This window comes from Bartonella sp. AP331QHHD (assembly GCF_042195905.1).
Lineage (GTDB): Bacteria > Pseudomonadota > Alphaproteobacteria > Rhizobiales > Rhizobiaceae > Bartonella.
Map to the genome: position 1 here is coordinate 96,365 of NZ_JBHIPG010000031.1, position 25,162 is coordinate 121,526.

A 25,162-nucleotide genomic window follows, 5' to 3' on the forward strand; every position below is an offset into this window, starting at 1 on the left:
ATATTATCATTATAAACCAGAAATATTATATACTAATTGAGATGGATAGACACATATTGTCAGTTCTATTTTATAAGGTGTTTTAATATCAACGCGTTTGAAGAGTTCTTATTTGCAAAGGGGTATATTTTCCTCATGAGGAGTAGGTGTTTTGGGGGCAAAAAATGATACAATCACGTTTGCTAATTTTTGCGCTACGTGTTGTTTACTCATATGGGGCCATTGTTCAACTTTTTTTCTACTTACGAGATAAACTTGATTTGTATCAGCACCCATGACACTTGTACCATCTAGTTGAAGAGAAATATCATTAGCAAGAATGAAATCAGCTCCTTTTTCAACACATTTTTTTTGCGCATTGGCAATGATATCACATGTTTCAGCAGCAAAACCAATGACCAATGAGGGGCGGTTTGGAGCGTGTCCAATCGTTGCTAAAATGTCAGGATTTTCAACCATATGAAGGGATGGTGGTATTTTATGAGCATTCTTTTTAATTTTGTGTAAAGACTGCGTTTGACTGCGCCAGTCACAAACAGCGGCAACAAAGATAGCACCATCAGCAGGCAATGCGGTTTGAACGGCTTGTAACATCTGTTGTGCTGTTTCAACATGAATGGTTTTTACTTCTTGTGGGTCTGCAAGATTAACAGGTCCACAAATAAGTGTTACTTTTGCACCCAAATGCGCAAGAGCGGTTGCGATGGCATGGCCTTGTTTACCTGAAGACCGATTAGCAATATAACGCACTGGATCAATTGGTTCATGGGTAGGGCCAGAGGTAACGATGAAATGGCGGCCAAAGAGAGGTTTTTCATGCACATTCAAAAGATTCTCTATAGCAGCGATAATAGTTAAAGGTTCGCTCATACGTCCATATCCAATCTCGTCACGTTCAGCCATCTTTCCGATTTCTGGTCCGATGATATGAACGCCATCTGCGTGCAATTGTGCAACATTACGAATAGTTGCTGGATGCACCCACATGGACGGATTCATGGCGGGTGCAATCAAGAGTGGACAGCGTGCTGCTAAAAGGACACAATCAGCCAGATCATCTCCTATGCCATTGGCTATTTTTGCAATGCGGTTGGCTGTAGCAGGAGCTAAAATAATCAGGTCAGCATCACGTGCTAATCGGATATGTCCGATATCGTGTTCTTCTTCACGTGAAAATAAATCAGTATATACAGTACCACCGCTTAAAGCTTCAGCGGCTAAAGGCGTAATAAACTTTTGCGCTGCTTTTGTCATCACAACTTTTAAATGTGCTCCACGTTCTTGTAAACGGCGAATCAAATCAAGGGCTTTATAGGATGCAATACTTCCACCAATAATAAGAAGGAGAGATTTTGATTTCAATGATTGCACTTCAACAGCACTAGTATGAAGGGGTTGTGTGGTGAGAGGAGTGGGATTGCTTAAAAGGCGTCGAACTTCTTCTTCCATAGAAATACCATTTTGCGCGGCGCGTATGCGTAAAGCTTCTTTGGTTTCAGGAGACAGGTTACGAATGGTAATACTGGCCATAAAATACCTCCAAGAAATAAAATGATTGCAATGATTTCATTGTTGATATTTTTAGCATATTAAGGAGATTAGAAAAGGTGAAAAAAGTAAAAAGTAAGACAAGCGCAACAAAGTGCAATGATGAAAAGACTATAACGACCATAACGGTTTCTGTGACTTTGTTCTACAGCAAGTTGTTTGAGGGTAGCAGGAGAAAGATTAAAACCTGTTTTTCTCATTTGATTGAAATCTTCTTCTATTTGTTGGAAATTTTGAACCAATTGTGGTGTTTTGCGTGCCAGCGAAAGGAGAGCTTGTGCTCCTTCACTAAAGTCTTTTACAACGCCTACGGGTCCTAAATTTTTACTAATCCATTCTTTGACAATGGGTTCAGAAGCTTTCCACATATTAAAAGTGGGGTCTAATGTGCGGGCAACACCTTCCACGACAACCATCGTTTTTTGCAGCAATAAAAGTTCAGGTCGCGTTTGCATGTCAAATAATTCAGTGACTTCAAACAATAAAGTGAGCAATTTAGCCATGGAAATGCTTTGTGCTGATTGTCCGTGAATTGGTTCGCCAATAGCGCGGTTGGCTTGCGCAAAGCTTTCGATATTATGGTGTGAAGGAACATAGCCGGCCTCAAAATGGGCACGTGCAACTCGATGGTAATCGCGGGTAATAAAGCCGTAAAGAATTTCAGCAAGGAAATGCTTTTCTTTTTTGCCAAGCCTTCCTGTAATGCCTAGATCAACAGCAACAATACATCCTTTTTCATCTACAAATAAATTACCAGGATGCATATCGGCGTGAAAAAAACCATCACGCAGTGTATGACGAAGAAAAGATTGAATAAGCGTAATAGCAAGCGCCTTCAAATCAAATCCTGCTTCTTTGAGTTTGGAAGTTTCGGATATTCTTATACCATCAATCCATTCCATTGTAAGAACATTACGTCCTGTCCGTTCCCAGTCAATACGTGGAACCCGAAAGCCTGTATCATGTTGAATATTTTCAGCCATTTCAGATATAGCTGCTGCTTCTAAGCGTAAATCCATTTCAAGTCGTGTTGTTTGTGCTAAAGTATCCACCACACAAACAGGACGAAGCCTTCGAGAGGCAGGGATATAGCGCTCTTGTAAATGAGCAATGAGATAGAATCCTCTAAGATCTTTAGAAAAACGTGCTCTGATATTGGGACGAATAACTTTTACAGCACATTTTTTCTTATGGCCAGTTTCATCACTGTATTCAGCTGGATGAACTTGAGCAATAGAAGCGGCGGCAATGGGGGGATAAAAATTTACGAATAAATCATCAATAGAGCGACCAAGAGAACTTTCAATTTGAGCAATAGCGGCAGTGCAAGAAAATGTTTGGACACGATCTTGTAGCTGTGACAAATCTTCCGCAATATCACGCCCAACAATATCAGGTCTTGTGGCAAGAAATTGACCAAGTTTTATGTAAGAGGGTCCAAGCTTATTAATGGCATATGAAATATTTTCAGATCGCTGTTTCTTTTTTGTTTTGCGTCGTGCTAATGCACTCGCTATACGATGACATAGCGCTGGAAATCCTTGAAGATCATCATGAGGAAGAGCACTTAAAACACCTTCACGTGTTAAAACCCATCCTGCACGCATCAATTGAAAGTAAGGGGAAATTTGCACCATTTTTAAATTTTCCAACCTGAATGCAGCGCTGCAATCGCACCGGTGAGATTGCGGTACGATACCCGCGAAAACCCCGCATGCTTGATCATATGGGAAAAATCATCTTGCTTAGGAAATTTGCGGATAGATTCAACCAAATAACGATAAGCATCGCCATCATTTGCGATAAATTGACCTAGCTTAGGGATAGCATGGAAAGACCAAAGATCATAAATTTTATCGAGCCAAGGCATCTCGACATTTGAAAATTCTAAACATAAGAAACGTCCACCGAGCTTTAAAACACGAAAAGCTTCTCTAAGAGCTTGATCAATATGAGGAACATTGCGAATTCCAAAAGCAATCGTGTAAGCGTCAAAGCTTTGATCTTCAAAAGGTAGATTTTCTGCATTGGCTTCAACAAAATCAATCAGAGGGGCAAGACCATTTTTTTGTGCGCGTTTTTTGCCAACGCTGAGCATTGAGCCATTAATATCAAGCACTGTAGCATGGGCTTTTTGGCGTGAAGCATTAAGAATACGAAAAGCAATATCACCTGTACCGCCAGCGACATCAAGAACTTTCCAATGAGAAAGTGCTGGTGGGGAAAGCCAAGCAATCATGGAATTTTTCCACACACGGTGTAGCCCTAAGGATAAGATATCATTCATCTTGTCATAATTTTCAGCAACAGAATGAAACACACCATCCACCATGGATTGTTTTTGTGTTTCATCTACTATTGTAAAACCAAAAGAGTGCTCCATGCCACCCTTGGTTCCTACACGTTCTGTTTCAATTGCCATGTATATGATCTTCCTTATTTTTCTTTTATCGTAAATGAAATAGAGAGGGAATGTTCAACTACGAAAAAACAACGTATAAAACTACGACGTTTACACAGCCAAAAACAGAAGAGTACCTTTAGATATCAAGATTGGCAACGCTTAAGGCATTGTCTTGAATAAAAATACGTCTAGGTTCAACTTCATCACCCATGAGACGAGAAAAGAGTGAATCTGCATCGGTTGCATCATTAATCTTTACTTGTAAAAGAGAACGTGCATTGGGATCAAGCGTTGTTTCCCAAAGTTGTTCAGCATTCATTTCCCCAAGACCTTTATAACGTTGAAGAGTAACACCTTTTTTACCGTTTGTAAAAATGCTCTCTAAAAGGCTCATAGGACCAAAAATACGCTCTGTTTTATCTTTGCGACGTAAAAGAACAGGAGGATGATATATGTCGATAAAATTTTGGGAAATGCGATCAATTTGGCGTGCGTCAGTTGAATTTATAAGTCCCACATCAAGCGTAACAACATCTTTAACACCACGCAAAATACGCTCAAAACATAAACTTCCATCTGCTGTATATTGTCCACTCCAACCTTGTTCCATATCATCAGCAATCAGATTAAGGCGGTGTGCTGTAGTATCTGCTATTTTTTGCGCTTTTTCTTGTGTTGCAAAGACTTCAAGATTAAAAGCACCAGCAATTGCTGCTTGTTCAACAATATTACGGTCATAACGGGTATGAAGACCATTTAAAAGTTGACGTAATATACGAGCATCTTTAGCGAGTTGATACAAATCAGCCCCTGCACGCACTTCTCCCGTTGAAAGCTCAAGCGTTGTTTCTTCTAATCCAGTATCGATCAAGAATTCTTCAAACGCTGCTTCATTTTTAATATATTGGGAAGATTTTCCACGCGATACTTTATAAAGAGGAGGCTGAGCAATATAAAGATGTCCACGTTCAATCAACTCGGGCATTTGTCTAAAAAAGAAAGTGAGCAGCAGAGTACGAATATGGGCTCCATCAACGTCCGCATCCGTCATGATAATAATCTTATGATAACGTAATTTATCCGGCGAAAATTCATCCTTACCGATAGACGTTCCAAGAGCTGTAATAAGTGTTCCAATCATATCAGATGAGAGCATGCGGTCGAAACGTGCTCGTTCAACATTGAGGATTTTACCACGAAGGGGTAAAATTGCTTGATTTTGACGTGAGCGCCCACTTTTTGCTGAACCGCCAGCCGAATCCCCCTCGACAATAAAGATTTCTGATTTTGCGGGATCTCGTTCTTGGCAATCGGCAAGCTTTCCTGGTAGAGAAGTGATATCAAGCGCCCCTTTTCGTCTTGTGAGTTCACGTGCTTTGCGTGCTGCTTCACGTGCTGTTGCAGCTTCTACCACTTTACTAATGAGAAGTTTTGCTTCATGAGGATGTTCTTCCAGCCATATTGAAAGACCTTCATTGACCAAACTTTCAACAATAGGGCGCACTTCAGAAGAGACTAACTTATCCTTTGTTTGTGAAGAAAATTTTGGATCAGGAACTTTGACAGAAAGAATAGCTGTTAATCCTTCACGGCAGTCATCACCGGTTAAGTTCACTTTTTCTTTTTTAGCAATACCTGAAGATTCAGCATAGCCATTAATTTGGCGTGTAAGGGCACTTCTGAAACCTATCAAATGCGTTCCACCGTCACGCTGAGGGATATTATTGGTAAAACACAAGACCTTCTCATGATAGGAATCATTCCACCACAGGGCAACATCAACGCTCATACCATCCTTTTCACTTGCAATATAAATAGGAGTATCAAGCAGAGCTTTTTTTGATTGATCAATATATTTCACAAACTCTATTAATCCACCTTCATAATGCAATTCAACGGATTTAATATCAGCATGACGCTCGTCAACAAGAAGAATATAAACCCCAGAATTTAGAAAAGCTAATTCCCGTAAACGACGCTCTAAAGTTTCAAAATCAAACTCAACCATAGTAAAGGTTTCAGAGCTTGGTAAAAATCTAATTTCTGTTCCACTTTCTTGATCGCAATCGCCAACAACTTTTAATGGAGCATCAGCTACCCCGTGGGTAAATGATATTTCATGAATTTTACCATTGCGTTTGATTTGCAATTTAAGCCAAACGGATAATGCATTCACAACAGAGACGCCAACACCGTGTAATCCGCCTGAAACTTTATAAGAGTTTTGATCAAACTTTCCACCGGCATGAAGCTGTGTCATAATAACTTCAGCGGCAGAAATACCTTCTGTTGGATGGATATCTGTCGGAATTCCACGTCCATTATCACGAACAGAACAAGAACCATCAGCATGGAGTGTGACGTTTACAAGAGTTGCATGACCGGCTAAAGCTTCATCGATAGCATTGTCTACAACTTCATAGACCATATGGTGTAACCCCGATCCATCATCAGTGTCACCGATATACATACCAGGACGTTTGCGTACAGCATCAAGACCTTTGAGAACTTTGATAGAAGCGGCATCATAGTTATTGCTTTGTGCTGGTGAGGTTATTTCATCACTCATAAGTTAGTCCATTCCTGTGTTCAATTTACAATATTTTATCCGCTTTTTTTAAAGCTCAATGTTCTGATCAGTTATTTATGGAATAACCACATTAAATATTTACCGTATATCAGATCTAGATTCAATATCTGTCGATATATAATGGAGAGAATGATAAAATGATAGTGTACTGCTATGCTGTAAAACACTAGGGCGGTGATATAAGGCGAATAAACACTTATGACTTATACAAAAAGCTGTTTCATAAACGATGCTATTTACTTTGTTTATTTTTGCATATGCGTAATGTTTCAGAATTAGTTATGCATTTTTGTGTTACACTAATAAAGGTCTCACTTGTTTTATCCATAAATCAATTTTTCAATCCTAATTCTACCATATATTTAAAACAAAGGTTGCGAGCTCTCTAAGCAGTTCAAACTTTTGTATGTTAGATTGAGGCGAAAATATTGTGTATATTGGTTTGTGTCATCTTTAAAATGTGAAAAAAGCTTCATTTGAGGAAAATATAAATGCGTAAATGTAAAAACACGTTTCCACGATCATCTTTTATATTCAACTTTACAATTTAAAAAAACGTCTACGGTGATGTTTTTGAATAATGAGGGTAATGACGAATTATCTTACGCTTTTGTTTCTTGCATTCTCGTGAGGTTGCATCGCTCATTCAAAACAAAACGCCATTGTACTGTTTATTCACGCGCTTTTTTAAGGAGCATCTCTCAATGTTCCCAAACTCATTTTACAACGATGTTTGAATAGTATAACGCAAAATACCCTGTGAATACTACAAGATTTATGTCCCCCATCTTTCCCATCGTGACAATAAAGTGCAAATCAGAATCATCATTTTATTTTTCAGCTCTTAAATGTTGATGCAACCTTAATGTTGAGAAAACCCTCGGCATTTGAGGGGTATTTTTACTCTTTTCTTCAATATATCTATATACTTCCCAGGTTGTGATACGCAAGGAAATGGTCTTAATATTTTAAGATACGCAATAAAGTATATACAGCTTATTTCTTATATTAAAAAATTAAATCGCTTTTCTCTAAAATTACTTTTTATATATTCATTTTGGAAAATTAACATCAGAAATCTAAGCATTTTCAATGGTTTCAAAAATAGCAAGAATTTTATTTATTAAACGCCAGATATTTTGGTGAAGTGCGTTAGATAATAGTTAAGAAGTGTTGCATCTTAGTTTTGAAAAATGGGGGAGAGATTTTGAAAATAAAAAAATCTATATATGTGAAACATCTTCAATTGCGTTTACAGTACTTTTTATTCAATAATCCATACAATATTTTTATTCGTATTTTATTTGTAGCGGGGGGGGTTCTATTTTCCTCTTACGCAGAAGCTGAAAGGTTGCCTTCTTTTTTTGATTCGCATGAACATTTGGTACAACCTGATACAACGGATATCTTTCGTTTGCGTTTTGTAACAACTTTTGATTTTCCTCCTTTTAATTTTATTGATCAATCGGGGTATCTTGCAGGTTATAATATCGATTTATTGCGTGCTATTTGCTCAAAATTAAAATTAGAGAAGCTTTGTGAAATAGAAGTGATTCCTTGGAAAGAGCTTGTAGAACATGTTAAAAATGGTGGTGCAGAAGTCATTATTGCGGGTTTAAAAGAAACAAGTAAAACCCAGCAAGATCTTGTTTTTACAAAGTCATATTTGCGCTTTCCAGCGCGATTTGTTGCTTCTCGACGTTTAAATCTCGATGAGCCAATAAGCGATCAATTGATACATTTAACCAGTGGTGTTTTGTCTAAAAGTGTTCACGAAAAACTCTTTCAATATTATTTTCCTAAAGCCAAATGGCAAGGGTTTAAAAAGAGAGAAGAGCTCTATAAAGCATTACAAGAGCGTAAAATTGACCTTATTTTTGATGATGGATTTGCTTTATCATTATGGTTCAAAAAACAAAAATCTGTTGATTGCTGCCATTTTGTTGGGGGGGCATATATGGCGCCACAGTTATTGGGGCAAGGAATGCAGCTTGCTGTTGCAAAAAAGAATGAAAAATTGGTTGATATACTCAATTATGCGCTGAAATCTCTAGAAGAGGATGGTAAACTTACAGAACTTTATTTGCGTTATTTTCCAATAAGTTTTTATTGATGAGTAGTTTTTTAATTAAGGGCTGTTAATCTTTCTGCGCCTAGTCGATAGGAAATAGCTTCTGCGAGATGATAGCGTGAAAGAGTATCTGATCCGTCAAGATCAGCAATTGTGCGTGCAACTTTGAGAATGCGATGATAAGCGCGTGCGGAGAGGTGCATTTTTTCACTCACATCTCGTAAGAGTATGGTCGCACTTTTATCAGGAATGGCAATCTGTTCTATAATTTTGGCAGGGCAATCGCCATTGGTACGAATATGATCAAACCCCATTGTTGAAAAACGTTTAGCTTGAATGGTACGGCACCGTGCGACGCGTTTGGCAACGTCGCAGCTTTTTTCTGATTGTTCTGGTTGCATAAGGTCCATAGCCGTCAAAGCAGGGACATCAATCCGTAAATCAATTCGGTCAAGCAGAGGACCAGAAATACGGGACTGATAATCGATTTGACAGCGTATCCCTTTAGGGCAAACATGGTCTTTTTCGCCTGCCATACCACAACGGCAAGGATTCATTGCGGCAATAAGTTGGAAGCGAGCAGGATAGCTAATATGGTGATTAGCACGGGCGATAACTGACTCCCCACTTTCTAAAGGTTGACGAAGAGAATCAAGAACCCGTGGAGAAAATTCAGGCAATTCATCAAGGAATAACACACCATTATGAGCAAGGGAGACCTCTCCCGGTCGTCCTTTAAGCCCTCCACCAATCATTGCGGCCATGGAAGCAGAATGATGTGGGGAACGAAAGGGGCAATGAAGTGAAATGGTATTATGAACCGTTTCTCCTGTAATAGAAGCAATCAGAGAGACATCTAAAAGCTCACGGCTATCAAGAGGTGGCAAAATGGAAGGTAAGCGTTGCGCTAGCATAGATTTTCCAGCACCAGGGGGACCTACAAACAAAAGGTTATGGCGTCCAGCAGCACAAACTTCTAAGGCACGTTTGGCTGTTTTTTGTCCTTTGATTTCGCAAAGATCTGGAAGTTCAGTTTCGATAGTATATTGGCGCGGTTGTGGACGTTTTTGAATTTGGGTTCCTTTGAAATGGTTGACTATAGTGAGCAGAGTCTCTGGGGCAAGAATATTTATTTCTGCATTTGCCCATGCTGCTTCAGGTCCACATTGGAAGGGACAAATCAGTCCTTTATCGAGTGATAAAGCTGTCATGGCAGCTGGTAAAACACCATTAACGGCGGTAAGTGAACCATCCAGTGATAATTCTCCTAAAATGACATAGTCTTGAGCTACTTCGGGAGGGAGGATTCCCATAGCAAGCATTAAGCCTACGGCGATTGGCAAATCATAATGCGATCCCTCTTTAGGCAAATCAGCTGGTGCAAGATTAATCGTAATTCGTTTAGTAGGCATAGAAAGTCCACAAGCGTGGAGGGCTGCTTGTACACGTTCACGGCTTTCTGCAACTGCTTTATCAGCTAATCCAACAATAGCCATTCCTATTTTACCAGACGAAATCATAACCTGTACATCGACAGGGACTGCTTCTAGACCGCGAAAAGCAACAGTTGTAATACGTGCGATCATTTATTTATTTTCCCCCTTTAGACTTGGTAGAGACAATCATATCTATTTATAAAAATCAAGAAGCATCTCTATAGCTTTTTTTATAGAGAGAACTATATACGTGGGCAGTTTTTTAGCATTCCCATGGAAAGTCATTTGTACAAATTTAACCATGATGATATGGGACGCAATAAAACATTTATAATAAGCTAAATAAATATGTTAAGAAAAAAAGAATGAGGCTGTTCGTGTTATACAACAGTGCAAAATTTTATGAAAATATAAGGGGAGGATAACGTTATGTATCGCAGAGTGTTATTTGATGTGATAAAACGTGTAAAATGTGCAAAGTAATTATATTTACCTTTCTTATTTTTATATTATTTAAAGCGTAGTAGATGCAAAGTGTATTATAAGGTATCTGATTTTATGGTATACCAGACAAGAATTTTGTTAAAATCAGGGACTGTGCGCTGTGTATTTATAGGCTTGTGTTTTACTTTTTCTTTTCCACAGCCACTTGCTGCATTTGATTTTTTCGGCATCCCTTTTTTTGGTCAAAAGAAAACAAATTCTTCTTCACATTATACCAAAAGTACAGAGAAATTTTATAAAGTTGATGTTGTTGCACCGCCAGGTGCACCATTAGAAGGTATAAAAATAGTTAAATCTGTTTCTTCTCTTGTTGCTGATAAAGAGAAAGCATCCGCCAGTTCTTCTGGTTTGCTCGCCAAGGCGCGTTCAGATTATCGAGCAATTCTTTCTGCTCTTTATGCTGATGGACGCTATGGTGGTGTTATTAGTATTAAAATTAATGGCTTAGAAGTCGCTGATTTAAGTCCGGTAACTCAACTTCCAGCACAATCGAATATCGTTATTACAATTAATGCTGGTCCACAATATGTTTTTAGTATTGCCAATATTGATAAAGTAGCTCCGTTTGAAAAACGTAAAGCGCATAAAATGCCCACAATTGAAGAATTGGGCTATAAATTTGGGGCTATTGCTAAATCTGAAACCATTTTGAAAGCAGAAAAATGGGCGATAGAAGGATGGCGGCAACAAGGTTATGCTAAAGCTAAAATTATGAAGAGTGAAGTCGTGGCTGATCATGCTACATTGCGTGTTGAAGGACGGATTGTTGTTGGTCCTGGACAAAAGGCTTATTATGGTCCTTTAAGTGTGCGTAATATAAGTAAGAAACCACGTGTAGATTCAGCTTATATCGCGTGGATGACCGGATTGAAACCAGGGCAGATATACGATTCTGATGCGTTAGCTAAGGCAAATGAACGTCTTGCGCGCCTTGGTGTTTTTCGTGCTATCAATATACGTGAGGCTGATACTATTAATCTAGATGGTAGTTTACCGCTTGCACTTGTTGTACAAGAACGTAAACCGCGTCGTTTTGGTGTAGGCGGTAGCTATTCAACTTTAGACGGTGCTGGTTTTGAGACTTATTGGATGCATAATAATCTTTTGGGTCATGCAGAGACTCTTAAAATTGAAACAAAAATAAGTGGTGTTGGTAGCAATAAAAAGCAATCATATAATTTTAAAAATTTTGATTATCTTTTCGGTGGTACATTTGTAAAGCCCGGTGTACTCACGCCAGATACAGATTTCAGATCAGAATTAAAAATACAACAAGATGTTTTAGAAAATTATACGACAAAAGCCATCAAAGGAAAATTAGGTATTACGCATATTTTTAATGGTAATCTATCGGGACAGGCTGCTGTAGAAGTTTCAAATGGTTATTCACGTGATATCTATTTTGGGAGCCGTAATTTTACAACAATCGGTTTCCCTAGCGGCTTGATTTACGATAGTCGTAATAATAAGTTTAATGCAACAAAAGGTTTATATGGTGAAGTTTTCATTGAGCCTTTTTATGAGATGCGTTTTAGCAACTTTGTTGCAAAAGTAACAGCAGAAGGTCGTTCTTATTGGGCGTTGGATGAAGGGGATCGTTTTGTTGTTGCTGCGCGGGCAAAGCTTGGTACAATTCTTGGGAATGATACAGCACAAGTACCCGCAAATACGCTTTTTTTTGCTGGTGGTGGGGGCTCTGTTCGTGGTTATGCTTACCGTAATATTGGTATCAAAACAGAAAATGATGGGGTTGTTGGTGGACGGGCGCTTATTGAGGGGTCAGCAGAATTGCGTGTTTCTTTAAATGATAAAATAGGGTTTGTCAGTTTTCTTGATGGAGGTTTAGTAGGGAAAAAGGCGAATTTTGATTTTTCTCAAAAAATTAAATGGGGAGCCGGTATAGGAGGTCGTTATATGACGGGTCTTGGTCCTTTACGCGTTGATTTAGCCTTTCCTTTAAAGAGAGAGAAGGGTGACCCTCGCATTGGTTTTTATGTGGGTATAGGGCAAGCATTTTAATGAAAAAAGGTGTACGTTTATCAGCTTTCTTCTTTGTATTTTTGTTTTTTGGGGTGGGTAGTTTTGTTTTTGCGCAAAGAGGAGACATTCTTCCCTCTAGCGAAATGAAAACAGATGATCGCTCATGGTTTGTTTCTTTAATTGAACGAAAGCTTTCAGCGCCTAATCGTCAAGTTCGTTTACACAATATGCAAGGGACACTGTCTTCTCAAACATCAATTGATACTATTACTGTCAGTGATAAAAAAGGGGTTTGGCTTAAAATTACCAATGCTAAAATGGATTGGAATCGTCTAGCGTTGCTGAGAGGGCGGATGGATATTAACCAGCTTTCGGCAGAACAGGTTACATTTTTACGCAAACCGCAAGGCAATTCTTCTTTTGTTTCTTCCCTTGAGACTGGTAAATTCTCTTTACCAAAATTACCGCTTGCTCTTTCTATCAATACGCTTACAGCTCAACATGTGACATTTGAACAGAATCTTTTTGGTTTTTCTGCTGATATGTCCTTAAAAGGCAATTTCACCTTGGCTGGTGGTAATTTTGATGTCGATATAGCGGCGCATCGTTTAGATGCACCGGGTTCTTTTTCTGTTCTCACCAAGATATCTGATAGTAATCGTACAGCTCAAATTGATATTTCTGCTAACGAACCACAAAATGGTATTTTGGCGAATATTTTTAACATTGAACAACGTCCAGCATTAAGTCTCGTCGTGAAAGGTGATGGTACTTTTGATGATTTGGTTATCAAACTTTCTTTAGAGTCCGATCATCATTCTATTTTAGATGGTAATGTTATTCTTGCAAGTGTTCCAGAAGGACAGAGTTTTTCTACGAAATTAGAGGGAACACTGAGCCCTTTAATACCTGTTCAATATCGTAGTCTCTTCGAATCTGATATAACATTAAAAGCAAAGGCAAGAAGAACAAAAGAAGGTGTGACACACCTTGATCAGATGGTTATTCAGAACAAAGCAATGAATGTTATAGCCAATGCTGAAATAACCGCTGATGGATTCTTGCGACGGCTTTTTGTTGATGGCAAAATGGCTCTTGATAACGAAAAGAAGTCTATTCATTTACCTATATCAGAAGTGCCAAAACCTGCGAATACTCTTGCTTTGAACATTGACTATGGTCGCGAAGGTCAACAATCTTGGAATGGGCGGTTGGTTGTAAATCATTTAAGCAATAAAAATATTTATATTCGCGATGCAATTTTTGATATGGGAGGAGTAAGCGAAAATCTTGATAATGCAGCTTCTCGTCATGTTGGTGTTCAGGTTAAAGGGACGCTTCAAGAGGTTAAAAAGATTAAGGGAGCGTTAGTAGAAAATTTAAGCCAAGCGGTTCATGTGCATTTAGATACGGATATTGTTTCGAACAAACCAATTTTGATTCATGATCTGAGTGTTACGGCTCAGGGTTTTTCTTCTTGGTTAAAAGGGACAATGGAGAATTTTGTTTTTAAAGGCGATCTCGGTTTAAAAGCTCAAACATTAACTCCTTTGGAAGTGTTCAGTAAACAATCACTTTCTGGTAATGCAGATATTAAAGCCAAAGGAACGATCAGTTTATTGAGTGGCATTTTTGATCTCCAATTATCAGGAATGGCTGACGATATGAAAATAGGCGTGCAGTCTTTTGATCGTTTATTCAAAGGAAATACTACTCTTTCAGGTGGCACTGCTCGAAATACAAAGGGCTTCACTTTACGTCATTTTAATTTGAAAAATCAATATACAAATATAGAGGCTAATGGTTATTTTTCAGATGAAAGCGCTAAAATGGATCTATCTGCTCAAATATCTGATTTGTCCAAATTAGACTCAAAGATAAGCGGTGCACTTACAATTCAAAGTACGGCGAGAGGGCGCAATAGCCATATAAAACTAAATACACGTGCCCATATTTCTGAAGCATTAATTGTAGGGAAGAAACTTCAAAACACAACATTTAACATAGATGCATTTGTAGATAATACAGCACCAGTTACTTCTTTAACAGGGGTGGTAAAAGGTGAAGGAATTTTTGCTAAGAAACCTTTGCATTTATCGGCCTCTTTTGAAGATTCTCATAAAATTCGAAAACTTGAAAATATCGATATTAGAGGGGGAAGTGCAAAAATAACGGGTGATCTTTCTCAACAACTTGGCGGTTTTTTGAAAGGAGCGCTGCATATTGATGCCGATGATATTTCCGTACTTTCAGCGTTATTTTTGCAGGATGGTAGTGGAAAAGTAAAAGGAGATTTTATTTTTGATGAACAAAATGGCAGACAAAAAACCAATGTGAAGGCGCATGTTAACCATTTGAATTTTTCCAAGAATAAAATAAAAAAATTGGCAATAGATGCTGACATATTCGATCCTTTTGGCATGACTCAGTTTGAAGGAGTTATCAATGCAGAACATATTCAAACACCTTTGGTAATGGTCAATCGTTTAAATGCTCACGCTGATAGGAATAATGGACAAACGGTTTTTACTGTCCAGGCGATGTTGCATGATACTCTCAATGCAAGGCTTTCTGGTCGTTTAATGGTTGAGGAACTTCCAGAAAGTATAAAACGAGAAGTGCAAATTGAAGCTGTGGACTTAAAACAACATACTTTTCATGCAACATTGCCGAAGCCATCTATAATTTCTTTTGATAAAGATGGAATGACAATCAATGAATTAGGAATTGCAATAAATGGAGGCAACATCATTTTAGCAGGAAATATTCAAGATACCCTGAATTTACAACTTACAATGAATGCGCTTCCTGCTGCTTTAGTCAATCTGTGGAAATCCGATCTTGGAGCAGCAGGGAGTGTAACAGGGCAGGTTATGATTCGTGGTCATTTAAAAAAACCTGATATAACTTACGATATAAAAGGTGAGGGACTGACAACCGTTGCTTTTCAAGATAAAAAAATTATGCCTTTTTCTTTTTCTGCTACGGGAAACACTGTAGATCAAAATCTTACTTTGAATGCAAATTTAACAGGAGAAGGAATACAAGCACAAGCTCAGGGGCGTGTATCTCTAGAGAAAAATGCGCTTGATCTTCATATTAATTTGCAAAATTTATCTGCACGTTTGGCGAATGGTTTTATTGCAGGACAAGCGCTTGATGGGACAGTAATAGGTAAAGTTGATATTGATGGAACAATGAAGGATCCATCTGCTCATTTTGAGCTTTCTAGTCAAAATTTAACCGCTATGACGCATAAAGGACCGATGTCAATCAATATAAATGCTCGTGGTTCTTATAAAAAATCGACATTTCATATTGAAAATATGATAGCTACTGGAGATAAAGGATTAGATCTTTCCATCCATGGGCCTTTATCTCTTAATGGTTCAGAGGCAAAATTAAACGTTAAAGGGATAATGCCTCTTGATTTTGTTAATCTCTTATTAGCTAAGCGTGGTGCACATATAACGGGTACAGCAAGAATTGATACAGCTCTTAATGGGTCATTATCAAAGCCACAATTGATAGGAAATATTTCTATAGGCGACGGTAGCTTTTTTGATTCACAAACAAATGTAGGATTAAATAATATAACGATTGAAGGCAAATTGAAAGGTGATCATATCCTTATAGAAAAAGCTTCAGCTTCTTCGTTTGAGGGGGGAGGAATTTCTGCTTCAGGTCGTATCTCTAATGGTCTAGAGACAGATTTGATATTTCATCTTGATAATGCCAATTATAATGATGGTTCTATGATTCTGGCAACATTATCAGGTGAGATGACAATGACAGGTCATTTTTTAAATAGTCTTGTTCTTGGTGGTGATATCATCGTTGAAAAAGCTGAAGTTTTTGTTCCTGATCATTTTAAAAGTGCCAAGTTTCTTGATGTTAGAAATAAGAATTTAACTAAATCGATTCAAACAACACTTGAACGTGCTGATGTTAAGAACACGAACAAAAGCAAAAGCCGTATAGTTACACAAGAATCTTCATCTGTCGTGCTATCAAATATGCGTATTACAGCACGCAATCAATTTTTTGTACGCGGAAAAGGCTTAGATGCTGAACTGGGAGGACGCATTAATCTAGCAGGTCCATTGAATGATGTGCATCCAGTTGGTGAATTTAGAATGATTCGTGGACGTTTTGATATCCTGTCGCAACGTCTTAATTTTGATCAAGGACAAGCGAGTTTTAGTGGTAATCTTAATCCTACGGTTTATTTTGTAACCAACAATAACAGTGGTGATATTCGCGTCACTGTAACTGTAAGTGGGACGGTTGATAATCTTGATATTAATTTTTCATCACAACCAAATTTGCCTCAGGATGAGATTTTGGCGCGTTTGATTTTTAATCGCTCTCTTAATGAATTATCACCATTTCAGATTGCTCAACTTGCAGCAGCAGCGGCTGATCTTGCAGGTAGTTCTAATACATCTTTGTTGAATACTTTACGAACTAAAATTGGACTTGATGATCTTGATGTTATCGTTAATGAGAAGGGGAATACAGGCTTACGTATTGGACGCTACATACACAATAATATTTATTTGGGCTTTGAAGCAGGGTCTGATGGAACGACGAAAGGGACAATTAATTTAGATATTTCGCGTCATCTCAAAGCTAAAGGTGCCATAGGAAATGAACAAAATTCTAGTATAGGTCTCTTTTATGAAAGAGATTATTAAAGATTGAATTTACAAAAAACAATTTCTTCGTTTTTTGTCTCTCATTTCTAAATCTGAGGAAGGAGGCATAGACTAGAAATCCTATAAAAGAAGAAGCTTTTTGTTGAGGCGTGAAGAGATATATCTGAAATATTTGATTTTTGTTATGCTATTCTCTAAAGGGACAAAATCTTCACGAAAGATAGTATGTTATTTTGCTGCTATATATTTATTTTAGAGAAATACCTTACCTTGTTTTCAAGCCCATATCGTGCTGTTGCCTAAAGAATGGAGTGTGTGCAATATATTGATTTATAAAGATAATTTATTGTTATTCAACTTGAATTAGAACTTTGAATATCGTACGAATCTCTTTCGTATTGAATCAATCAAAATCATTCGGCTTGTATGCTACAAGCGGAGAATCCTGTGTGGATAAAACTATTAAGAAATAACTAAAAATGCCTCTTATGAATCATCTCGAGAGCTAAGAGCTGTCGCAACATTAGGGACTGGCAGAATAGTGTGAGTGGTGCCGGCTTGTTACTCCATAAGCGTAAAGATAGAGGGGGTTAATGGATTTATCGTTATACAATTCACGAATGTTATTGCGAATGGGCTTAGGGAAGACTTTGAGAGAGGTCTCTTTAAAACAAGTACGTGAATTTGCAACACAATGGCATTCTGTTTTTACGTGAAGGACATGATTCCATTAAAGAACGTGATAAACAAAAGCGTTAAGCGGAGAATTCATAAGATATCGATTTTATTGTCAAACGCATTTAAAGCAATATTTTTTAATAATAAAAATTACCTATTATTTTAGATTTTTGTTTATTGTGTCTTGAATGAGATCACTTTTCTTATAACGAATAGCTCCGCGAACAGAGTACTCCAAAATATAACATTATTGTATTGCAAGTTTATGTACTTGTTTTAAAGCAACATTTCTCAGTGTGCGCTTGAGTCTATTTCATAAGATTGCTTGTGAAATGGTATAAAGTACCTCTTATGAATGGTATAAAATCCACACTACCATTATTAATAAAGGTATAAGTATTTACTAAAGCTATAAGCCGGTATTATCATTCTATTTTTCAGCTTCTCATGTTGCTGACAATCTTTTCACTTGAAAGTGTAGAGTTATTTTATTGCTTATCTTAAGAGTTTTTATGCATATACCAATATCTCTTATGACGTACAACAAGCGCTTTTGATTGATTCATCATAAATATAAAGAAAATTTGCAATAAGCAAATTACATCTTATCTTTTGCATTCAACAAAACAACGAGTAAAGTTTTCATCTAAATCCAAGAATTTTATTTTCAATAAACCATAAATTCTTTACCAATTCTTGATTGAAGTAATGCTTTTTCTTGATAACAAGTCTTTTTTTATAAATGGAGCATTACCTTCTATCCATTTTTTATTTCAAATCTTATTTAAGGATCTAGAAATTAGGGGGTATGTTTTTTGAACTGGATATTATGAAGTTTTTTATAAAACCCATGTTCTTTTGCTAGCAATTCTTTTTGAGTACCTTGTTCAATCAGTTGTCCATTTTGTATGACCACAATTTTATGAGCACGAGCAATCGTTGAAAGGCGATGAGCAATAATGATCGTTGTGCGTCCTTTAGTAAGGTGGTGAATGGCTTCATTAATTTGTGCTTCGGTGTGTGAATCGAGCGCACTTGTTGCTTCATCAAGAATCAGAATTTCACTATCGTGAATCATTGCTCTAGCGATAGCGAGTCGTTGTTTTTGCCCCCCTGAAAGATTACAGCCATTATCACCTATCTGTGTATCATAACCATTTGGCAAACTCATAATAAAGTCATGAGCATTTGCTGCTTTTGCTGCTTCGATAATTTCGTCATCACTAGCCCCTTCTTTTCCAAGCCCGATATTATATTTAACAGTTCCTTGAAAGAGAAAAGTATCTTGTCCTACATAGGCCATCAGGTTTCTCAGAGAGCGAAATGTTGTGTAGCGAATGTCTTGATCATTAATCAATATGCGTCCTTTTGTGGGGTCATAGAGGCGCATAATAAGGTTGATAAGGGTTGATTTTCCCGAACCGGATGGTCCCACCAATGCTGTCATTTTTCCGGCTTCTATTTCTAGGTTGATGTCTTTCAATATCATTTTGTTATTAGTGTATGCAAAAGAAACATGTTCGAAACGAATAGTTCCTTGCGTTTTATTCAGATCTTTAGCTTCTTTATGTTCTACAACTGTAAGGGGACAATCGAGTATTTCAAACATCGTACGGATATTGACCAAGCCAGATTCAATTTTAACACGTACATTTGCTAGTCTTTTTGCGGGTTCATAAGCTAAAAGTAAAGCAACAATAAAGGACATAAATTCACCTTGAACACCTGCGCGTTGGGTTGCAAGATAACCGGAAAAACAAATAATACCTGCAATGGCAACACCCGTGAGTGTTTCCATAATTGGATTGGTAATAGCTTCGAGTGTTGCAATACTGTTTGTTTGTTTTTCAACATCACAAATGGCTTTGTCCATCCGTTTTTTCATGACTTCTTCTAGTGAAAAGGCCTTGATGATTCGAATGCCAACAGCCGTTTCCTGTACGATTTTGATAATTTCACCAAGTGAAAGGAGCTCTTTTTCCATCAAGCTGCGAACGCGTTTTAAAGCCATTCGAACGCCTAAAAAAGCTAGTGGTCCTACGATTAAAGTAATGGAGATTAACACAAAGTTTTGAATGAACATGACAAGCAACAGACCACTAACGGAAAGCAAATCACGTACAAAAGTTGTGATAATAGTATCAATTATATTACGTACGGCTGTCGCGTTATGAGTTACACGAACAAGAAGATCAGATGAAGTGTTATTATGATAAAAAGAGACTCCTTGTTCCATAAGTCGTGCAAAAATTTTACGCTGTTGTTCAGCAATGATACTATTGCCTGCTTTGTTTAGAAAGTAAGTTTGGAAAAAAGTTGCAACTCCTTTGAGAATAAAGATAAAAGCAATGAAGCTAGAAATCAAAACAATCATAGGAAAATTTTGTGCATCAATAATCTGATTAACAACATCCCGCATAATCCATGCACTGGTTGCTGTGGTACAAGAAATGATGATCATTGAGAAGATAGCCGCACTATACCAACGCATATGTTTACGAAAATTTTCTCGCAAAAGGCGGATAATAAGATGTTTGTCAAAAGAGGAAATTTGTTTTTTAGCCATGAAGAGCTTCTATATTCTCTCATTATTTTATGCAAGATTGAAACACTCTTAATTAAGAAGCCCCTTAATCTTTTTTACAAAAATAGCTTTTTCTTTCAAGGTTCATCACATCAATTTCACGATGGTGAGAGTGAAGAATGTAGTGCAAAGTTTCTGTGAAAGGTATAACGAAAATTCGTTGTTCATCATTATTTTTAGTTTTCAATAAAAGGTACCGGCAAGTTTCACTATTGTATTTACCAATTTCCATATTGTGATAGTCTTTGGCACTTGAAATAGTTCACAAAAAACATTTCTGCTTTTTTGATAATTTTTATGTATCATCTCCATTTGTGATGTGTAAGCAAACAATTTTGCCGCATTGCATGATACAGAGAGCTTGAAATAAGAAGACCTTACGATGTTTGAGTTTTCTCATTTAATATGCAAAATAATGAATTCTTCTTATAAATCGATCAAGCATTATTAAACTCTTAAAAGGATTTATACACATTTATAAAACCTTAAAAGCACCACAAAAACTCTATGTGGTGCTTCTAAATAATACTATACACATCATTTTGATGAATTGCATGCGAATATTATTCCAATGCAAAACTATTTAGGTGCTATCACCATCATCATTTGCCGGCCTTCAAGCTTTGGCTCCAATTCGATTTTGGCAATTTCACTTGTATCTTCTTTCACACGCTGAAGAAGCTTTAATCCAAGATCTTGGTGAGCCATCTCACGACCACGAAAACGCAAAGTAATCTTTACTTTATCACCATGATCAATAAAGCGATGAACAGCCTTGAGTTTGACTCCATAATCATGGACATCAACATTTGGGCGCATCTTAATCTCTTTGATTTCGATGACTTTTTGCTTCTTACGTGTTTCAGCAGCTTTTTTTTGGGTTTGATATTTTAATTTTCCCAAATCGATGATTTTACATACAGGTGGCTCCGCATTTGGTACAATTTCAACCAAATCAAGTCCCGCATCTGCAGCCATAGCAAGAGCTTCTTGTATCGAAACAACTCCCTGATGTTGTCCCTCATCATTGATAAGCTGAACATGAGGTACCCGAATATCCTGATTTGAACGTGGTCCGTCTTTTTGGGTAGGTGTCATTTTAAACGGTTTACGAATGGTTTATGCTCCTTAAATTTTGATTCAACTACAGTTAATTTAATATACAATTATGTACCTAAAAACAACTATAATTCGTGTTATTTTCATTATTTGATTTATTACTTTTTGGGATGATTTAGATTATAAAAGTTTTTCTCTTAATTTAAAGAAATTATTTTATGGAGGATAAAGAATCATGGATCAAAATATTCCTTGTCAGTTTTTTTCATTTGAGAACACCGCACTTGCAGTACGCTATCGCAAGGGGCGCCAATCTCCAGGTTTGGTTTGGCTTCCTGGCTATCAATCCGATATGTTAGGAAGTAAGGCAACGTTAGTTGATCAGTTTGCTCAGAAGAATGATTTGTCTTGTTTACGTTTTGATTATTCTGGACATGGAGAATCTGAAGGTGATTTTTTTCAAGGAACAATTTCGCGTTGGGTTAAGGAAAGTTTAGCGACTTTTGAAACCTATTGTGAGGGTCCACAAATTTTGATTGGTTCCTCTATGGGGGGGTGGATTGCGCTAAGGCTTGCAATGATGCTAGCACAGAAAAATAAGAAGCTTGCTGGCATGATATTGATTGCTCCAGCACCTGATTTTACACAAACATTGGTGGAACCAAAATTAGGCCCAGAAGAATGGAAGATTTTGAAGGAGAAAGGCTATATTGAACGACCTGCAGTTGATGATACAGAGCCAATGCCCTTTACAAAAACATTGATTGAAGATGGGCGCGAAAATTGTGTTATGAAAGGATGCATTGATGTTGGATGTCCAGTCCATATTCTACAAGGGATGGAAGATGAAGATATCCCCTATCAGCATACATTGACTTTACTTGATCATTTACCTCTCCATGATGTAACATTGACACTTGTTCGTGATGCGGATCATCGCTTTTCTCGTCCACAAGATTTAGATTGCCTTGAAACAGTATTGAGATCTTTTATTAATCAGATTAATGCAAAGTAAGGGGTACATTTATTGATGAAGATAAAAATATATGAGCATTTCTAAACAGCATTTTATTTTTTCTGAGCGCTCTGTACCTGTACGGGTGCGGGAAAATAAGTATGCGCGCCGTCTTACCTTACGTATTGATGCCAGAAGTCAGGAGATTTGTGTAACAACACCACCAGCAATAAATCTCTATGCGGTTGAAAATTTTATTGAAAAGCATCGATCTTGGATTGAGGCACGTCTTGCTCATGTACAAATCTCTCATAAAAATGCTTATCTCAAAGAGGGGGCGACAATTCCCTTATTGGGTGTTTCTCATACCATAAAGCATAGAGAGGGACGTGGGGTAACAGAAATCATTACAGCAGATGCGGAGCAAGGGCCTGAAATTATTGTTTATGGTCAATTAGAATATCTCCCAAGACGCATTGCTGACGTTTTGAAAAAACAAGCGGCGCTTATTATAACGCCTTTGGTGGCACATTATGCTCATCAGGTAGAGCGTAAAGTCAAATCCATTTGTTATAAAGATACGAGAAGTCGTTGGGGCTCTTGTTCAATCGATAAGCGTCTTTCTTTTTCTTGGCGCCTTATTATGGCACCAAAAGAAGTTGTTGAGTATGTTGTTGCCCATGAAGTTGCTCATCTTGTTGAAATGAATCATGGGCCAAGATTTTGGGCTCTTTGTGAAGAGCTATGTCCTGATAGTAAAACATATCGTGCTTGGTTGAAAGAAAATGCTCCTAGACTGCATGCAATTAATTTTGATTCATATAATTTAGAGGCGTAAAAAACTTTCAAATGAAGGCAATATTTAACGGAACTTTTTGTTGAGTGTTTTGTTGAGTGTGTGCTTGCTCATGTATAATGAGGAAGCCATTGAAGCTCTCAGCACGATTGTTCTCCCCTGCTTGGTTTGCTGAGTGTCTTCAATGTTTTGCTTTATCTTTTTTGTAATTCAGCGTAATAACCCTAAGTTCCGATGACTTATAAAAAATGGGAAGGTTTTTTATGTCTGTTCTTACAGATCCACTTCAGCTATTACAGGCACTTATTCGTTGTCCTTCTGTTACACCTCATGAAGCAGGGGCTTTATCAACTTTGGAACAATTTTTGAAAAAAATGGGATTTCACGTCGATCGCCCTGTTTTTACGGATAAAAATACAGATAATGTTGAAAATCTTTATGCAAAAATGGGGAGTGAAGGACCCCATCTTATGTTTGCGGGTCATACGGATGTCGTACCGCCAGGTGCATTGGAAGATTGGACTTACCCACCTTTTGAAGCTGTTATAGATCAGGGGAAATTATATGGGCGGGGTGCTGTTGATATGAAGGGTGGTATCGCTTGTTTTATTGCGGCTCTAGCGCGAGTTCTTGAGAAACGACCCATTAAAGGAAGGGTAAGCCTTTTAATTACTGGTGACGAAGAGGGGCCTGCTGTTAATGGTACGGTAAAACTTCTCAAATGGGCAGAAAAAAAAGGCGAAAAATGGACTGCGGCTCTTGTGGGAGAACCAACAAGCGTAAAGACTGTTGGTGATATTATCAAAATTGGTCGCCGCGGATCGATTTCTGGTGTCATTACCGTGAAGGGTCGTCAAGGTCATGTTGCTTTTCCAGAGAGGGCTGCCAATCCCTTGCCTTTGGCAAGTAAGCTTATTCAAGCATTGACACAAATCGTCTTAGATAAAGGGACAGAAAATTTTCAACCCAGTAATTTAGAGCTAACAAGCATCGATACCGGTAATTTAGCGGTCAATGTTATCCCAGCGCAGACAACAGTTCATTTTAATATACGCTACAATGATCTTTGGACAAAAGAAACACTGATGAAGGAAATTGAAAAGCGTCTTGCTTTGGTGCAATCAAAAAACAATGGTGATCAATATCCCTCTTATCAGCTTGAATGGATTCCAAGTTTAGGAGATGTTTTTTTGACCAAAAATGATAAACTCATTCAAACTTTATCCAATGCTATTAAAAGTGTAACAGGGAATATACCAGAATGTTCCACTTCTGGTGGTACTTCAGATGCGCGATTTATTAAGGATTATTGCCCAGTGGTTGAATTTGGCTTACCAGGGCAAACGATGCATATGGTAGATGAGTGTGTAGCCCTTGATGCAATGGAAACACTTACTACTATTTATGAGCGTTTTATTATTGAATTTTTTGCATAAAGAAAAGGTTGCTGGTTCAAAAATACCTTTATCTTGTTGTGCCATAAGATATTGCCATTTATGGTGTGGTGATACGAGACTCGTAAAACTTAATATATTAAGTAGTCTTAGAGTAAGTAATGAATATTCTTAAGTTGGGATTCTTGCCTGTAGAGTCTTTAAGTTAAGTGAATTACATAATTGAAAAGCCAAAAGAGACCTGCTTGAAGAAGCAGAACTGTTTAGACCATATTGGATTGAAAATATTCGTTCTTTAAGGTGTAGAAAGGCGGTGCAATCATATATGGAAAACAATGAATATTATATCATCATTGTGTAGTGACAGGTTGAAGCCATGAAGACACACAAAAACATGCTGCTATTGTAAAAAGTTCGTACAACATAAATGCGCTCATTCACAGCTCATGTTTTAATATGGTTTCTGAGCTCTCACAAAAGGCACTTCTTGTTCCAATTAGACTCT

At 37.6% G+C, this 25,162-nt stretch carries 14 protein-coding genes; 7 read left to right on the top strand and 7 right to left on the bottom strand.

Features of this window, described 5'->3' with window-relative positions:
* Positions 1 to 108 precede the first annotated feature (108 nt).
* The 4 genes from coaBC to gyrB form a co-directional block, all read right to left on the bottom strand.
* Complete coding sequence (gene coaBC / locus ACFIMS_RS03820; protein ID WP_375668161.1) at positions 109 to 1,530, bottom strand: bifunctional phosphopantothenoylcysteine decarboxylase/phosphopantothenate--cysteine ligase CoaBC; 1,422 nt, start codon at positions 1,528 to 1,530, stop codon at positions 109 to 111.
* A gap of 68 nt (positions 1,531 to 1,598) precedes the next feature.
* Positions 1,599 to 3,185, bottom strand: a complete 1,587-nt coding sequence (ubiB, locus tag ACFIMS_RS03825; protein ID WP_375611369.1) for a 2-polyprenylphenol 6-hydroxylase — start codon at positions 3,183 to 3,185, stop codon at positions 1,599 to 1,601.
* 2 nt (positions 3,186 to 3,187) lie between these two features.
* Positions 3,188 to 3,970, bottom strand: a complete 783-nt coding sequence (gene ubiE / locus ACFIMS_RS03830) for a bifunctional demethylmenaquinone methyltransferase/2-methoxy-6-polyprenyl-1,4-benzoquinol methylase UbiE (RefSeq protein ID WP_375612796.1) — start codon at positions 3,968 to 3,970, stop codon at positions 3,188 to 3,190.
* Positions 3,971 to 4,088: 118 nt separating this feature from the next.
* The gene (gene gyrB / locus ACFIMS_RS03835; protein WP_375611371.1) at positions 4,089 to 6,521 is read right to left on the bottom strand and encodes a DNA topoisomerase (ATP-hydrolyzing) subunit B; all 2,433 of its coding nucleotides are present in this window, start codon (positions 6,519 to 6,521) and stop codon (positions 4,089 to 4,091) included.
* Positions 6,522 to 7,749: 1,228 nt separating this feature from the next.
* Between gyrB and ACFIMS_RS03840 the strand changes: the two genes are divergently transcribed.
* Entirely contained in the window at positions 7,750 to 8,655 is a 906-nt protein-coding gene (locus tag ACFIMS_RS03840) for a transporter substrate-binding domain-containing protein (RefSeq protein WP_375632130.1), read from the top strand.
* 11 nt (positions 8,656 to 8,666) lie between these two features.
* Here ACFIMS_RS03840 and ACFIMS_RS03845 read toward each other — a convergent pair whose 3' ends face one another.
* Entirely contained in the window at positions 8,667 to 10,199 is a 1,533-nt protein-coding gene (locus ACFIMS_RS03845; protein ID WP_375612798.1) for a YifB family Mg chelatase-like AAA ATPase, read from the bottom strand.
* A 408-nt stretch (positions 10,200 to 10,607) separates the two neighbouring features.
* Here ACFIMS_RS03845 and ACFIMS_RS03850 point away from each other — a divergent pair, with 408 nt between their 5' ends.
* The 3 genes from ACFIMS_RS03850 to ACFIMS_RS03860 all read left to right on the top strand — a co-directional run bounded on the left by ACFIMS_RS03850 (position 10,608) and on the right by ACFIMS_RS03860 (position 17,907).
* Complete coding sequence (locus tag ACFIMS_RS03850; RefSeq protein WP_375628501.1) at positions 10,608 to 12,572, top strand: autotransporter assembly complex family protein; 1,965 nt, start codon at positions 10,608 to 10,610, stop codon at positions 12,570 to 12,572.
* On the top strand, positions 12,572 to 17,230 hold the full coding sequence (locus ACFIMS_RS03855) for a translocation/assembly module TamB domain-containing protein (protein ID WP_375696401.1): 4,659 nt from the start codon (positions 12,572 to 12,574) through the stop codon (positions 17,228 to 17,230). Before ACFIMS_RS03850 ends, ACFIMS_RS03855 begins: the two co-directional genes overlap by 1 nt.
* Positions 17,231 to 17,784: 554 nt before the next feature.
* Positions 17,785 to 17,907 carry a hypothetical protein gene (locus tag ACFIMS_RS03860; RefSeq protein ID WP_375611376.1) on the top strand — a complete coding sequence of 41 codons (123 nt, stop codon included), beginning with the start codon at positions 17,785 to 17,787 and terminating at the stop codon, positions 17,905 to 17,907.
* A 761-nt stretch (positions 17,908 to 18,668) separates the two neighbouring features.
* On the opposite strand, the gene ACFIMS_RS03865 is transcribed toward ACFIMS_RS03860, so the two are convergent.
* Positions 18,669 to 20,435 carry an ABC transporter ATP-binding protein gene (locus ACFIMS_RS03865; RefSeq protein WP_375628498.1) on the bottom strand — a complete coding sequence of 589 codons (1,767 nt, stop codon included), beginning with the start codon at positions 20,433 to 20,435 and terminating at the stop codon, positions 18,669 to 18,671.
* Between the two features lie 597 nt (positions 20,436 to 21,032).
* A complete protein-coding gene (gene infC, locus ACFIMS_RS03870) occupies positions 21,033 to 21,551 on the bottom strand; it encodes a translation initiation factor IF-3 (RefSeq protein ID WP_375617486.1) in 519 nt (172 codons plus the stop codon).
* A 196-nt stretch (positions 21,552 to 21,747) separates the two neighbouring features.
* On the opposite strand from infC, the gene ACFIMS_RS03875 reads away from it, so the two are divergent.
* The 3 genes from ACFIMS_RS03875 to dapE all read left to right on the top strand — a co-directional run bounded on the left by ACFIMS_RS03875 (position 21,748) and on the right by dapE (position 24,699).
* A complete protein-coding gene (locus ACFIMS_RS03875; RefSeq protein ID WP_375681205.1) occupies positions 21,748 to 22,527 on the top strand; it encodes an alpha/beta hydrolase in 780 nt (259 codons plus the stop codon).
* 31 nt (positions 22,528 to 22,558) lie between these two features.
* Entirely contained in the window at positions 22,559 to 23,305 is a 747-nt protein-coding gene (locus ACFIMS_RS03880) for a M48 family metallopeptidase (protein WP_375611379.1), read from the top strand.
* Between the two features lie 221 nt (positions 23,306 to 23,526).
* Positions 23,527 to 24,699, top strand: coding sequence for a succinyl-diaminopimelate desuccinylase (dapE, locus tag ACFIMS_RS03885; protein ID WP_375611380.1), 1,173 nt, complete (start codon positions 23,527 to 23,529; stop codon positions 24,697 to 24,699).
* Positions 24,700 to 25,162 lie beyond the last annotated feature (463 nt).